Source organism: Kitasatospora sp. NPDC052896, assembly GCF_044547075.1.
Classification (GTDB): Bacteria; Actinomycetota; Actinomycetes; order Streptomycetales; family Streptomycetaceae; genus Kitasatospora.
On record NZ_JBITZU010000010.1, the window covers coordinates 93,168 to 105,357 of the forward strand.

General features: G+C 72.6%; 15 protein-coding genes. 6 read left to right on the forward strand and 9 right to left on the reverse strand.

From position 1 onward, the window contains the following. Window positions 1-152 precede the first annotated feature (152 nt). Both ACIGXM_RS21700 and ACIGXM_RS21705 read right to left on the reverse strand, forming a co-directional pair. A complete protein-coding gene (locus tag ACIGXM_RS21700) occupies window positions 153-1,901 on the reverse strand; it encodes a TIGR03767 family metallophosphoesterase (RefSeq protein WP_396563261.1) in 1,749 nt (582 codons plus the stop codon). A 164-nt stretch (window positions 1,902-2,065) separates the two neighbouring features. Then, on the reverse strand, window positions 2,066-2,323 hold the full coding sequence (locus ACIGXM_RS21705; protein ID WP_396563263.1) for a hypothetical protein: 258 nt from the start codon (window positions 2,321-2,323) through the stop codon (window positions 2,066-2,068). Between ACIGXM_RS21705 and ACIGXM_RS21710 the strand changes: the two genes are divergently transcribed. Continuing rightward, entirely contained in the window at window positions 2,313-2,693 is a 381-nt protein-coding gene (locus tag ACIGXM_RS21710) for a hypothetical protein (RefSeq protein ID WP_396563265.1), read from the forward strand. The two genes, ACIGXM_RS21705 and ACIGXM_RS21710, sit on opposite strands and share 11 nt — an antisense overlap. A gap of 97 nt (window positions 2,694-2,790) precedes the next feature. Here the strand turns inward: ACIGXM_RS21710 and ACIGXM_RS21715 are convergent, their stop codons facing one another. The 4 genes from ACIGXM_RS21715 to ACIGXM_RS21730 form a co-directional block, all read right to left on the reverse strand. After that, window positions 2,791-3,492 carry a spermidine synthase gene (locus tag ACIGXM_RS21715; protein ID WP_396563267.1) on the reverse strand — a complete coding sequence of 234 codons (702 nt, stop codon included), beginning with the start codon at window positions 3,490-3,492 and terminating at the stop codon, window positions 2,791-2,793. A 92-nt stretch (window positions 3,493-3,584) separates the two neighbouring features. Next, entirely contained in the window at window positions 3,585-3,809 is a 225-nt protein-coding gene (locus ACIGXM_RS21720; protein WP_396563562.1) for a ferredoxin, read from the reverse strand. A gap of 11 nt (window positions 3,810-3,820) precedes the next feature. After that, window positions 3,821-5,035, reverse strand: coding sequence for a cytochrome P450 (locus ACIGXM_RS21725; RefSeq protein ID WP_396563269.1), 1,215 nt, complete (start codon window positions 5,033-5,035; stop codon window positions 3,821-3,823). 82 nt (window positions 5,036-5,117) lie between these two features. Continuing rightward, a complete protein-coding gene (locus ACIGXM_RS21730) occupies window positions 5,118-5,798 on the reverse strand; it encodes a TetR/AcrR family transcriptional regulator (RefSeq protein WP_396563270.1) in 681 nt (226 codons plus the stop codon). A 209-nt stretch (window positions 5,799-6,007) separates the two neighbouring features. Between ACIGXM_RS21730 and ACIGXM_RS21735 the strand changes: the two genes are divergently transcribed. Continuing rightward, entirely contained in the window at window positions 6,008-6,871 is an 864-nt protein-coding gene (locus ACIGXM_RS21735) for a polysaccharide deacetylase family protein (RefSeq protein ID WP_396563272.1), read from the forward strand. Between the two features lie 182 nt (window positions 6,872-7,053). Here ACIGXM_RS21735 and ACIGXM_RS21740 read toward each other — a convergent pair whose 3' ends face one another. Both ACIGXM_RS21740 and tnpA read right to left on the reverse strand, forming a co-directional pair. Further along, window positions 7,054-7,230, reverse strand: coding sequence for a hypothetical protein (locus ACIGXM_RS21740; RefSeq protein ID WP_396563274.1), 177 nt, complete (start codon window positions 7,228-7,230; stop codon window positions 7,054-7,056). A 101-nt stretch (window positions 7,231-7,331) separates the two neighbouring features. After that, complete coding sequence (tnpA, locus tag ACIGXM_RS21745; RefSeq protein WP_396563276.1) at window positions 7,332-7,760, reverse strand: IS200/IS605 family transposase; 429 nt, start codon at window positions 7,758-7,760, stop codon at window positions 7,332-7,334. A gap of 53 nt (window positions 7,761-7,813) precedes the next feature. Between tnpA and ACIGXM_RS21750 the strand changes: the two genes are divergently transcribed. The 4 genes from ACIGXM_RS21750 to ACIGXM_RS21765 all read left to right on the forward strand — a co-directional run bounded on the left by ACIGXM_RS21750 (window position 7,814) and on the right by ACIGXM_RS21765 (window position 11,503). Continuing rightward, window positions 7,814-9,028 (forward strand): RNA-guided endonuclease InsQ/TnpB family protein, encoded by a 1,215-nt coding sequence (locus ACIGXM_RS21750; protein ID WP_396563564.1) that lies wholly within the window; start codon window positions 7,814-7,816, stop codon window positions 9,026-9,028. A gap of 108 nt (window positions 9,029-9,136) precedes the next feature. Next, window positions 9,137-9,334 (forward strand): DUF397 domain-containing protein, encoded by a 198-nt coding sequence (locus ACIGXM_RS21755; protein ID WP_396563278.1) that lies wholly within the window; start codon window positions 9,137-9,139, stop codon window positions 9,332-9,334. A gap of 656 nt (window positions 9,335-9,990) precedes the next feature. Beyond that, window positions 9,991-10,878, forward strand: coding sequence for an N-acetylmuramoyl-L-alanine amidase (locus ACIGXM_RS21760; protein WP_396563280.1), 888 nt, complete (start codon window positions 9,991-9,993; stop codon window positions 10,876-10,878). A gap of 493 nt (window positions 10,879-11,371) precedes the next feature. After that, window positions 11,372-11,503: a hypothetical protein gene (locus ACIGXM_RS21765; RefSeq protein WP_396563282.1), complete on the forward strand. Its 132-nt coding sequence runs from the start codon at window positions 11,372-11,374 to the stop codon at window positions 11,501-11,503. Window positions 11,504-11,566: 63 nt separating this feature from the next. Here ACIGXM_RS21765 and grpE read toward each other — a convergent pair whose 3' ends face one another. Beyond that, the gene (grpE, locus tag ACIGXM_RS21770) at window positions 11,567-12,151 is read right to left on the reverse strand and encodes a nucleotide exchange factor GrpE (RefSeq protein ID WP_396563284.1); all 585 of its coding nucleotides are present in this window, start codon (window positions 12,149-12,151) and stop codon (window positions 11,567-11,569) included. Between the last annotated feature and the right edge of the window lie 39 nt (window positions 12,152-12,190).

The window sequence follows — 12,190 nt, forward strand, 5'->3', positions numbered from 1 at the left end:
GGCCAGCTGCGGACACCCCGGCCGCCCTCGCCGCCGCCGTCAGCGCCGCCGGCAGCGCTCCGCTGCGGCCGGACCCGGGCCGGTCGCCGCCGACGACGACCGGCCCCACCGAGGACCGGCCGCGGGCCGCCCCCGGCCGGTCAACTCTCCTGTCAGTGGCCGGGCTTGGCCAGCAGCAGCTCGGTGTTGTGGTCCAGTGCGGTGCCGAGCTTGACGGCCGGGGTGGCGTAGGGGTCGTTGAAGGACAGCTCGCGGTAGAGCGCGGCCAGGCCGGCGTCGGAGGTGTCGGCGAAGTCGGTGGCGTAGCGGGCGGCGGACTCGATCAGGGTGGTGAACAGCGAGAGGGTGCCGTCGCCGTTGTCGACGATTTCGATGATCCTGGCGTGCTGCGGGTAGTCGATGTGCGAGGCGGTGTTGATCTCCCAGAACGCCCGCTCGGCGACGGCGTGGCCGTGCGCGGTGATCCGGTTCTGGTGGGTGTGGCCGTTCACCCAGGCCACCACGTTGGGGTAGCGCTGGAGCAGGGTGACCAGCTCGGTGCCGTTGTGCCGCTTCTCGAAGAGGTGACGCGGGTCGGGCAGCAGGTTGCCCATGGTGCTGCTGGTGTGGTGGCTGAACAGCACGATCAGGTCGTTGCCCGCCCCACCGCGCACCAGGTGCCCGTCGGTGTCGTACCAGTGGTCGCTGTGGGACTGCAACTGCTGTTCCAGCCAGCCAAGTTGGGCGGTTCCGATGGATCCGTCCGCCCAGCCGGCCGCGTTGGTGGTGTCCAGACTGACGCCGAGCACCCCGTCCGCGATCCGGAAGGTGTAGTAGAGGGTGCCGCTGGCGGCGGCGTCCGCGGTGAACCCGTGGCCGACCGGGCCCGGGCCGGTGTAGGCCGGGTTGAGGTGGGCCTTGGCGAACTCCTTGACGGTGAAGGGCCTGCGGCGTTCGTCGGGGGTGACGTGGCGCACCGCGTCGGCGTCCGAGAGCAGTCGGCCCAGCAGCAGCACGGCGGAGGCCGGGTCGTGTTGCAGCAGGGTGGCCAGCTTCGCCGCGTCCGCGTCGTCGCAGCCCTCCAGCTTGCGGTCGCCCGTGTAGACGGAGCCCAGCAGGCCGAGGTCGGGCAGGGTGCCCTCGATGCTGTCGTCGTGGTTGCCGACGGTGGTGTACCAGGGCACCCGCAGGCCCGGCGCGTCGAACGGGCGTCCGGCGCCGGTCAGGAAGCCGGGTATCTCGGGGAAGCCCACCGCCTTGTAGGAGTCCTGGTAGGACAGTTCGGGGTTCCAGTAGGCGGCGGCGCCGCTGTTCTGCACGCCCTCGTAGCGGCTCGGGTCGCCACTGTTGGGGGTCAGCTGACCGCCACTCATCACCGAGAGGTACCAGTCGAGTTCGATCTGCTCGTGGTTGTCGGTGTTGTCGCCGGTGGCCATCACCAGGCTGAACGGCAGCCCGGTGTACGGGCCGGTGGCCAGCGAGTTGACCCGCTCGACGAGCGAGGAGGCGCCGCGCACGGTGAGCGTCTCCTGCGGGCGGTACGCGCCGTCGAGCCAGCGGGCCAGGTACTCGAAGCGGGTCGGCGACTCGCTGTCGACCAGGTGCAGGTCGGTGAACTGGACGAAGCTGGCCAGCGCGGTGCGGCGGTCGTCGCGCCCGGGTGCCGCGGCGGCGAGGTCGGGGCGGACCACCAGCGGCCAGCCCGGCCCGGCCAGCAGCCGCCGGTAGCCGGTGGTGCCGGTGGGGGTGGCCACCTGCTCCAGGGTCGTCCCGCCGATCCGCACGGCACGGGCCGCGCCCGCCGCCAGGGCACGATCCCGCTCGGTCGCCGAGGCGAACGTTCCGCCGGCCAGGGACAACGCGGCCGTGGCGGCCACGGCGGAGGCGCCGCCGATGAAGCGGCGCCGGCTGATCGCGGACATCTGGGATCCCCCTCCTGACGCTCCGACCGACCCCCTGCCGGCCGAGAGCGCACGTTACCCGCAGGTAGCCGCCGGGGAACCCGCCCTGCGGGCAAACACTTCACCAACAGCGGGCGACAGTTCACCGCCGACACCGCCGCGGGGCGCGCGGGTGGGGGAGCGGGTCAGTAGCGCTGGGCCTGGACCACCTTGGCCACCAGGGCCGCGTCGGGGTCCTTCGGGGTGTAGGCGATCGCCGAGCCGCTGGCGCCGGGCCCGACGTCCCTGGAGCCGACCACGGTGCTGTCGACGGAGTGGCCCGAGGGGTCGAGGAACTCCACCTTCACGGCGTAGGAGGCAGTGGCGTTCGTGCGGTTCATGACGGTCACCACGGCCGCGTTGACGCCGCCGGAGCGGTCCTTCGACAGGCCGGTGAGGGTCACGTCCCCCACCGCGTTGCCGCTGCCGCTGGCCGAGGCCAGCGCGTGCTCGGCCTCGCTGCGGTTGGCCGAGGCCTGGGCCGACACGGACGCCTCGAAGGAGGCCGCCGCCGCCGAGGCCGAGGCCGCCGCCGCCGAGGTGGACGCCTTGGCCGCGGAGGCGAGGGAGGCGACGGGGGCCGGCGGCGAGCCGGAGAAGCTGCTGGGGTTCGGCGAGAAGCTGCTGCTGGCGGCGGGCTTCGCCGTCGTGTGGGAGGAGCCGCAGGCGGTCAGTGCCAGCATCCCGGCGGCACAGGCCACCGCGATCACCGCCACGCCGCCCGGGCGCCCGCCCGGCACCCACTCGCTGATTCGTCGCACGCCATCCGCCTGAGGTCACGGTCGGGCCCGGCCGGCCCGGCTTCGGGCACCACCTTCACCCGGCCCGGTGACCGGCGGCCACTCGTGCTGACCCGTTCGGGGCCGTACCGTCAGGGGCGGCGGGCCAGGTGCACCACGTCCGGCGCGCCGGTGGCCACCTCGACCTCGAGGGTGCGCACGTCGGCGTAGCCGGCGGCCCGCAGCGCCTGCTCGAAGGCGGCCGAGGGCCGGGCGCTCCAGATGGCCAGCACCCCGCCCGCCTTGAGCCGGCGCTGGGCGGCGGCCAACCCGGCCGGGCCGTAGAGGGCCGAGTTCGCGTCCGTGACCGTCCACTCGGGCCCGTTGTCGATGTCGAGGCAGAGCGCGTCATAGCCCTCCCCGTCGGCCTCCAGGCAGGCCAGCAGGTCGGTGTGCAGGACGGTGACCCGCGGATCGTCGAGGGCCCCGGCGGAGAAGGCGGCCAGCGGGCCGTCGCGGTGCCAGTCGATGATGGCGTCCTCGCGTTCCACCACGGCGATGTGCCCCCAGCGCGGCTCGGCGGCCGCGTACGCCAGCGAGAAGCCCACACCCAGGCCACCGATCAACACCGAGGGGCGGGGCGTGCCGAGTTCGTCGAGCGCGGCCTGGACCAGCAGCCGCTCGGAGCGGCCGTCGGCGGTGTCCATCAGGAAGCAGCCGTTGGCGATGATCTCGAAGTGTTCGCCGCGCCGGCGCAGCACCACCTCCCCGTACGGTCCCTCGCGCCGCTCCAGCGTGACGGCGCTCCCTTCCCGGTCGCGGGGTTCCTGGTCGCGGGCGAGCGGTGCGGACATGACGGGCGGATCCCCCTGGTCTGACAGGCTCGTGATGACCCGTCAGACCCTAGTCGCACACCGCCCGCCCCGGCACCCGGATAACAGCGTGCTCAGGATTCCTCGCCAGGCTCCTCCCCGGGCTCCTCGACGATGCTGATCACCGCGTTGGGGCACAGCGCCGCGGCCAACCGGGCGGCGCCGTGCCGCTCGGGCGGGGGCTGGGCGTCGAGCAGCACGACGGTGCCGTCCTCGTCGGACTGGTCGAAGAGTTCGGGCGCGTTGAGGGCGCACTGCCCAGCGCCGCGACAGCGGTCGTGGTCGATCTCGATCCGGATCCTCACCGCGGTCACCCCCAGGTGAGGGGAAGCTCGTGGACGCCGTAGATGGCCATGTCGTCGCGCATCGGGACCTGCTCGGGCGGCACGGCCAGGCGCAGCGTGGGGAAGCGCTCGAAGAGCGCGGGGAAGGCGATCGACATCTCCACCCGGGCCAGCTGCTGGCCCAGGCACTGGTGGATGCCGTGCCCGAAGGAGACGTGCTGGGAGGGTTCGCGGGTGAGGTCGAGCTCCCCGGGGCGCTCGAAGTGCTCGGGGTCCCGGTTGGCCGCGGGCAGCGAGGCGAGCACGGTCTCCCCGGCGCGGATCCGGCGCCCGGCGATCTCGACGTCCTCGCGGGCCACCCGCACGGTGCCGAACTGCACGATGGTCAGGTAGCGCAGCAGCTCCTCCACGGCCCGGTCGATGTCCTGCGGGTGCTCGAGCAGCCGGCGCAGCTGCTCGGGGTGGGTCAGCAGGGTGAAGGTGCCCAGCGCCAGCATGTTCGCCGTGGTCTCGTGGCCGGCCACCAGCAGCAACCGCCCGATCCCCGCCACCTCCTGGTCGTTCAGCCGGCCCTCCGGGCCGTCGTCGGCGATCAGGGTGCTGAGCAGGGCGTCGTCGGGGTGCCTCCGCTTGTCGGCCACCAGGCCGAGCATGTAGTCGCGCAGCTCGTCCCGGGCCACCAGCGCGGTCTCCTCCGGCACCTCCAGGTTCAGCAGGGTCGAGGTCCAGTGCTGGAACCGCTCGCGGTCGGCGTAGGGCACGCCGAGCAGCTCGCAGATGACCAGGGAGGGGATCGGCAGGGAGAACGCCTTCACCAGGTCCACCGGCGGCCCGGTGCGCTCCATCGCGTCCAGGTGCTCCGCGGTGATCTGCTCGATCCGCGGCGCCAGCGCGCGCATCCGGCGCACCGTGAAGTAACGGGTGAGCATCCGCCGGTAGTGGGTGTGATCGGGGGGATCCAGCGACAGGAGCATGCCGGAGCGGGGCCCCACGTCCTCCGGGCGCAACGGGATCCGCCGCACCGGGGAGGAGGCCCGCAGCCGGTCGGAGCTGAACCGGTCGTCCGCCAGCAGGGCGCGGACGTCCTCGTGCCGGGTCAGCAGCCAGCCGGTCTTCCCGTCGGGGAAGGCCAGCCGGGCGACCGGGTCCTGCGCGCGCAGGCGCTCGTACTCCTGCGGCGGGTCGAACGGGCAGCCGCGGTCGGTCGGCAAGGTCACCGCGGCGGGCTGGGTGGTGGTCATGGGAGGTGGTCCCTTCGTCCAGCCGTGCTCTTCCGGGCCCTCGCTTCCGGGCCCTCCAATCGCAGGGTAGTACGACATCGTTCTATCCGGGAGGTGTACGCGTCCGATCCGGTGACGTGTCCGCCCCCCGCCCCCCGCGCCCGCCACCCGACTGACCCAGCAGCGGGGCCAGCGCCCCGTCCACGATCCGGTCGATCAGCTCGGGACCGGGTTCCTCCTCCTGGACCAGCACGTGCATCAGCACGAGCGCGAACGGCATCTCCAGCAGCAGCTCCCCATCGACGCCCGCCGGGATCTCCCCCCGCCGGCGCGCCCTGGCCAGGGCCGACTCGGCGGCCGCCCGCACCGGACGGCGCAGCCGCTCGCGGCGCAGACCGGCCAGCTCGGCGTCCGTCCGGCTGCCCTCGAGCAGGGCGATCAGCAGCCCGCGGTCATACCGCGTCCAGCCGGCCAGCCACGAGCGCAGCAGCCCCCGGACGTCCTCGACCAGACAGCCCGTGTCCTGGTCGGCCAGCACCGGCTGGTGCTCCTGCAGCGCGTCCACCACCAGCTGCGCCTTGGAGGGCCAGCGCTGGTACAGGGTGGCCTTGCTGGCCCGGGCGCGCTGGGCGACCAGGTCCATGGTCAGCCGCTCGTAGCCCACCTCGGCGAGCAGCGTGAGCACCGCGTCCAGCACCTCCCGGCGCCGGTCCGGGTTGCTCAGCGGCACCTTGCGCAGCCTCCCCGCGCTCTGCCCGCCCGGACCCCCAGCTCCGCTCGCCACCCGATCCATCTCCCTCGCCCGCGCGGCCACCCGCGTCGGCCCGCGGTGTATGCACGGTACCCACCGGGCCCTCGAGGCGGCCACGACCGCCAGGCCCAGGGGCCGCCGGGGTGTCGCCGGCCCGGGCCCGCCGCGGCGTGGCAACATGACCCGAACCCCACCCCGGGGCCGGTGCCGGCCCAGGCCGCACGGACGTGCTGGAGGAGTGGATGCCCCTCGACCGCCGCCAGGTCCTGGCCGCCGTCGCCGGCGGCGTGCTGGCGGGGTGCACCACGCCCAACGGTCCACGGGCCCACTGGGCCACCCCCGGCACACCGGGCGCACCCAGCCCGTCCGCCGCGCCGAGCGCATCCGCGACGCCGACCACGCCGGGCCGCGCGGACGTGGTGGCCCGCTACGCCGACGCCGTACCGACCAGCTGGGGCACCGGCGTTCCGGGCGTGCTCGACCAACTCCCGCCGGGGCACGGGCAGATCGCGCTGACCTTCGACGCGTGCGGCGGACCCGGCGGCGCCGGCTACGACCAGGCGCTGATCGACTTCCTGCGCGAACGCGCCGTCCCCGCCACACTGTTCCTCAACTCCCGCTGGATCGACGCCAATCCCGAGGTCTTCCACGCGCTCGCCGCGGACCCGCTGTTCGAGATCGGCAACCACGGGACCCGGCACCGCCCCCTGTCGGTCTCCGGCCGCTCCGCCTACGGCATCGCGGGCACCCGCGACGCCGGGCAGGTCTTCGACGAGGTTGCCGGCAACCACGACCGGCTCACCGAACTGCTCGGCACCCCACCACGGTTCTTCCGCTCGGGCACCGCCCACTACGACGACGTGGCCGCCCGCATCGTGGCCGAGCTGGGGGAGCGGGCCGTGGGCTTCACCGTCAACGGCGACGCCGGCGCGACCTACCCCACGGCCGAGATCGACAGCGAGGTCGGCGCCGCCCCACCGGGCGCGATCGTGCTCGCCCACATGAACCAGCCCGCCGGCCACACCGCCGCCGGCATCGCCGCCGCCGTCCCACGACTCCTGGCGGCCGGCCACACCTTCACCCGGCTCGGCGACGTCCTGCACTGAACCGCCCGCCTCACCCGTCGGTCCGCCCCGGCGTCCGGGGATCTCACGAGCACCGCGCGAGGCCCGTCCCGGGGCGGGGGCCGTGGGTTCGTCGGTTCAGGGAAGCATGGCGATCATCCCGCACCGGGTGCAGCGCGAGATTCCTCCGCCCCTCTGCCAGTCGTGCGGCGGACGGTTCGCCGTCACTCGGCGAGCACTCCCGACATCAGGAGAGCGGCGGACGACCTGCTGCCGAACCAGCGGACCGCTTCGGTGACCCGCCGCACGTGGTACCCCTCACAGACGTCGGGGAGGTCTCCGGGCTTCACCCAGTCGAAGCCACGCAGGTCGGGCCCAGCGGCTTGGAGGGGTCGCGCCATCCTTGATCTTGCAGGGTATCCCTGGCTTCGGTCGGGGAGGGAATGCGTCCTTGGCCCGGAGCCGCGAAGCGGCGGAGTTCGCGGCGACTTCGGGGTGACGTTCAGATAGGCCGCTTCTGTCCTTCGATGTACTGGCGGACGATGCTGAGTGGTGCGCCGCCGCAGGAACCGGCGAAGTAGGAGCGGGACCAGAGGACGGGGCCGAGTCCGATGCGGTTGATGTGTCCGGTGTACTCGGCGTGCAGGTATCGGGAACTGACGCCCTTCAGGCTGTTGATCAGCTTGGACAGGGCGATCTTCGGCGGGTAGTGGACCAGCAGGTGTACGTGGTCGGTCTCGCCGTTGAACTCGCGCAACTCGGTCTCGAACTTGTCGCAGACCTCGCGCATGATCTCTTCGCACCGCTTGAGCATGACGTCATCGAACACGCCCTTGCGGTACTTTGTGACGAACACCAAGTGCGCGTGCAGGTTGTGGGCGACATGCCGTCCGGTGCGGATATCGGGGTTCGGCTCCCAGCGTGGCGACATACCCCAAGCGTAGTATGAGCTCGCGAGCTGGCCGGGAAAGGGGGGTGGGCCGGATGATCCGGGCGTACAAGTTCCTGATGCGGCCCACCGTGGGCCAGCAGCAGGCGTTGTCCGACATGCTCAAGGACCACTGCTCGCTCTACAACGGGGCCTTGCAGGAACGTCGCGACGCCTACCGGCATGTCTCCAAGACCTCGATCAAGTACGGGCAGCAGTCCGCGCAGCTCAAGGGGATCCGGGTGTTCGACCCGGAGTGTCAGGGCCGCTGGTCGTTCTCCTCGCAGCAGGCCACGTTGCGTCGGTTGGACAAGGCGTTCGTGGCGTTCTTCCGTCGGGTCAAGTCCGGTGAGAAGCCTGGCTATCCGCGGTTTCGGGGGGTGAGCTGGTTTGACACGGTGGACTTCCCCAAGGATGGCGACGGCTGCCGTTGGGACTCCACCCCGCACGACCCGGTGACCCGCGTGCGCCTCCAGGGCGTTGGGCACGTCAAGGTCAACCAGCACCGCCCGGTGGTCGGCAAGGTCAAGACCGTCAGCGTGAAGCGTGAGGGAAAGCGCTGGTACGTGATCCTGACCGCCGAGCAGGGTGAGCCCGAGCCGCTGCCCGCAACCGGCAGCGTGGTCGGGATCGACCTCGGGGTGGCCAACTTCCTTGCCGATTCCAACGGCGGGTTCGTGTCCAACCCTCGCCATGGCCGCAAGGTCGCCGCGAAGCTCGAAGCCGCACAGCAGGCCCTCGCCCGCTTCCCCCGCGTCCGCCGGGACAAGCGCACCAAGAACCATCAGCGGGCCGTCCAGTGCGTCGCCGACCTGCACCGCGAGGTCCGCCGCCAGCGCCTGGACCACGCCCACAAAACGGCCTTGGGCCTGGTTCGTGAGCACGACTTCATCGCGCACGAAGACCTCAAGATCCGCAACATGGTCAAGGCCCCCACGCCGAAGCCCGATCCCGACCAGCCCGGCGTCTTCCTGCCCAACGGCGCGGCGGCCAAGGCCGGGCTGAACAAGTCGATCAACGATGCCGGTTGGGGGGTGTTCCTGACGATCCTGCACGCCAAGGCTGAGAGCGCCGGACGGGAAGTGATCGCCGTGGACCCCCGCAACACCTCCCGCACCTGCCCGCCCTGCGGGCATGTCGCGGCACAGAACCGGCCCACTCAGGAGAAGTTCCACTGCGTTGCCTGCGGCCACACGGCGCACGCTGACACAGTGGGAGCCATCAACGTTCTACGGGCCGGGCTGGTCCGTCGCGACGCCCGCAAGGGTTAGCGAGAAGCCCCCACCTTTTAGGTGGGGGAGGAGTCACCATCTCCAAGTGGAGGCGCTATCGCAGGCCGTCTCCCTGGCGCTCATCAGCAAGGCACGAGAGGAACTTCAGTGACTGCCCCCGGGGGGTACAAGTCCAGTTACAGCAACAACGGCGGCGCCTGCATCGAGGTAGCGGCCAACATCCCCGGTGTCGTCCCCGTCCGAGACTCGAAGGACCCCGAGGGGCCCGCACTGATCTTCGCTGCTGACGCGTGGCGGGCGTTCGTCGCCGGCGTGGGAGCGGGGGCCTTCCCCTCGACTTCCTGACCCGCGCGTGATCCTCTGACAGCCCCCGGCCGCTGCTCTTCCTGGCACGGGGGCTGACGTGCTGTGCCAACTCGATCCGCTGGTGTGTCTGTTGCGCGAGGACGCTGCGGGCTGTCAGCGCGAGAGGGTGCCGACCGGCGCCGGGATCGCGCCGGTCGCCGGGTCGAGGGCCACCGCCGCGCCCTGGTGGCCGCCCAGCACGGCCGGCGGGTCGAGCCCGCGCGGCCGGTGACCGGGGCGTACGGCGGGCCGTCGGTGGAACCGGTCCGGTGCGTGAAGCGGTGACCATCGACGTAGTCCGAACGGGTGACGCGCTGTCCGCCGGCGACGATGTCCCCGCGCGGGTGGGAGTACCGGTCGGACAGCTCGCGCTCGTCGTACGCGCTGTCGGCGTACGTGGCGGCCGTGACGCCCCGCATCCGGTCGACCCGTACCAGCGGCGCCAGGACCAGCGCCGAGCACGGGACGGATATCCGCCTGATGGGCCTGTCCGCGAAAACGTTCCTCCTCGGTCCGGCAAGGGTGGTTCTGGTGCGGTGAAAGCCGTCCCCGCACCCGTCGCATCGCGAACGCCCGTTCCGGTTCCCGCTCCCCGGGGGTGGGACGAGGGAGCGGGACGACGTGCGGGCCGCTGCCGATGCTCATAACCTCGCGGCATGGAGATCGACCGGCGCCGGATCCTGCGTCGCGTGGCGCAGGGGGCCGCGGTGGGCGCGGCGGGTGCCCTGGCCGCGGCGGGCCGCCCGCGACGGGTGAGCGCGTCGCCCGCCGGCCCGGCAACGTCCGCACCCACCGGCCCCGCCCCCGCGGCGTTCGGCGCCGGCGCGGACCCGCTGCCCGCACCGTGGAAGCCGCCCGCGCCCCCCATCGTGCCGCGCACGCTGTGGCAGAACGACCAGCTGCCGCGCCCGCCCCAGGCGCAGTACGACCACACGGTACGGGCGATCTTCGTCCATCACACCGCCAGCGGCGACTCCTACCGCCCGCAGGACGTGCCCGACATCATCCGCTCGATCTACATCGACCACCGGGAGAGCCGGGGCTGGGACGACATCGGCTACCAGTTCCTGGTCGACCGCTACGGCACCATCTACGAGGGGCGCCTGGGCGGCGTCGACCAGGCGGTGGTCGGCGCGCAGGCGCAGGGCTTCAACCACGAGACGGTCGGCGTCGCGGTGATCGGCACCTACAAGCCCGGTGTCCAGGTGCCCGCGCCGGTGGTGGAGGCGATAGCCCAGCTGGCCGCCTGGAAACTGGGCTCCTACGGCGTCGACCCGCACGGCCGCTCCGAGTTGACGTCCACCAGCAACGAGAGTCGCTACCCCACCGGCACCAGCCACCTGTTCAACGCCGTCTCCGGGCACCGCGACGCGTGCTTCACCCAGTGCCCGGGCGACGCGATCTACGCCGTGCTGCCGCAGGTCATCGACCGCGCCGCCAGCCTGCTGCGCGCCGCACCGCCGGCCCGACCCGTCCTGCCGATCGACGCCTTCCGCGCCATCGCGCCAGGCTCGGTCAAGTCCCCTGACGCACAGGGACACTGATCCTCCCGGTGCCGCCCCGGCGGTTGGACGACGACGCGCTCCCGTGAGCGCGATCCCACCCGCGGCGGTGGGACCTCGCCTGCCGGTCGCATCCCGAGGAGGCGAAGGACTCCCGCTGCTGCTCGGCCGTCGGCCGACATCGCGGCAGAACCCCAAGAGCGGTCACCGCCACCGGCACCTGGAACAACCCCGGCGCGTACGCCCTGCTCCAGGTGCCGGCAACCTCGTGATCTACCGTCACGGCGGCGGCCCCAGCACCGGTGGCGCCCGGTGGGCCAGCGGTACCTGGCAGAACGCCTGAGCGCCACCACCCTTTCCCGGCCCCGCTCCCTCCGCGGCGGGATCCTGACGGCACGACGGACGGGACGGACGGGGGAGGCGGGGGCGGTGAGGAGGCATCAGTTTCAGCCACCTCGATCTTTCGGTCCGCCCCGCCGTCGAACGCCTGATTCACTTGGCCTGTCAGTGTCAACTACTGAACTCTGGAGCTGAGATGAAGCGGATCATCGCCATAGCGGCCGGCGTGGCCTGTGGCCTCTCGATCGCACTGGTGGGCGTCGCCCAGGCAACCCCGCCCGCCTCGACCCAGCAGCCGATGGTGGCCGCCACGCAGCCGTGCTGCTGAGCTGAGCACACGCCGCCGCGGTCGGATGGGTGTCGCGATCCGACCGCGGCGGCTTGGCCGTGCCTAACCCTCCCGCGCCGGGGCGGGCGGTGTGCCGACCACGACCTGGGCCGGGCGCAGCAGGTGTTGCCCGACCCGGTAGCCGGGGCGCAGCACGGTGGTGCAGGTCGGCTCCTCGACCTCGGCCGAGGGCTCGTGGGCGAGTGCTTCGTGGCGGGTGGGGTCGAAGGGCTCGCCCGGGTTCCCGAAGGACTGCAGCCCCAGGGCGGCGAGCTGGGATTCCAGCGCGTCGGCGACCGCCCGCAGCCCGTCGGTGAGTTCGTCGTACTCGCGGGCCCGGTCGATGGCGTCCAGGACCGGCAGCAGCCCGGTCAGGACGTTGACGACGGCGATCTCGCGGACCGCGAGCCGGTCGCGCCGCACCCGCTTGCGGTAGTTGTCGTACTCCGCCTTGAGGCGTTGCAGGTCGGCGGTGCGCTCGGCGAGCCGCGCCTCGAGCGCGCCGAGCCGGTCCACCGCGCCGAGCAGCCGCCCGCTCCCGGTCTCCTCCCCGCCGCCCGCTCCCTCCTTCCCGGCCCGGTCGGGATCCCGCAACTCCAGGGTCACCGGGTCGATGCGCCGCTTGTCCCGGATCACGACCGCGGGCACCTGCTCCTGCGGTCCACAAGGCCCGGAACCGTCCGGCCG

What these genes read in the sequence shown, in the direction of transcription:
- ACIGXM_RS21735 (WP_396563272.1), top strand. Translation starts at nt 6,008, where the DNA reads ATGCCCCTCGACCGCCGCCAGGTCCTGGCCGCCGTCGCCGGCGGCGTG.
- ACIGXM_RS21740 (WP_396563274.1), bottom strand. Translation starts at nt 7,230, where the DNA reads ATGGCGCGACCCCTCCAAGCCGCTGGGCCCGACCTGCGTGGCTTCGAC.
- ACIGXM_RS21725 (WP_396563269.1), bottom strand. Translation starts at nt 5,035, where the DNA reads ATGACCACCACCCAGCCCGCCGCGGTGACCTTGCCGACCGACCGCGGC.
- ACIGXM_RS21765 (WP_396563282.1), top strand. Translation starts at nt 11,372, where the DNA reads ATGAAGCGGATCATCGCCATAGCGGCCGGCGTGGCCTGTGGCCTCTCG.
- ACIGXM_RS21760 (WP_396563280.1), top strand. Translation starts at nt 9,991, where the DNA reads ATGGAGATCGACCGGCGCCGGATCCTGCGTCGCGTGGCGCAGGGGGCC.
- tnpA (WP_396563276.1), bottom strand. Translation starts at nt 7,760, where the DNA reads ATGTCGCCACGCTGGGAGCCGAACCCCGATATCCGCACCGGACGGCAT.
- ACIGXM_RS21750 (WP_396563564.1), top strand. Translation starts at nt 7,814, where the DNA reads ATGATCCGGGCGTACAAGTTCCTGATGCGGCCCACCGTGGGCCAGCAG.
- ACIGXM_RS21700 (WP_396563261.1), bottom strand. Translation starts at nt 1,901, where the DNA reads ATGTCCGCGATCAGCCGGCGCCGCTTCATCGGCGGCGCCTCCGCCGTG.
- ACIGXM_RS21715 (WP_396563267.1), bottom strand. Translation starts at nt 3,492, where the DNA reads ATGTCCGCACCGCTCGCCCGCGACCAGGAACCCCGCGACCGGGAAGGG.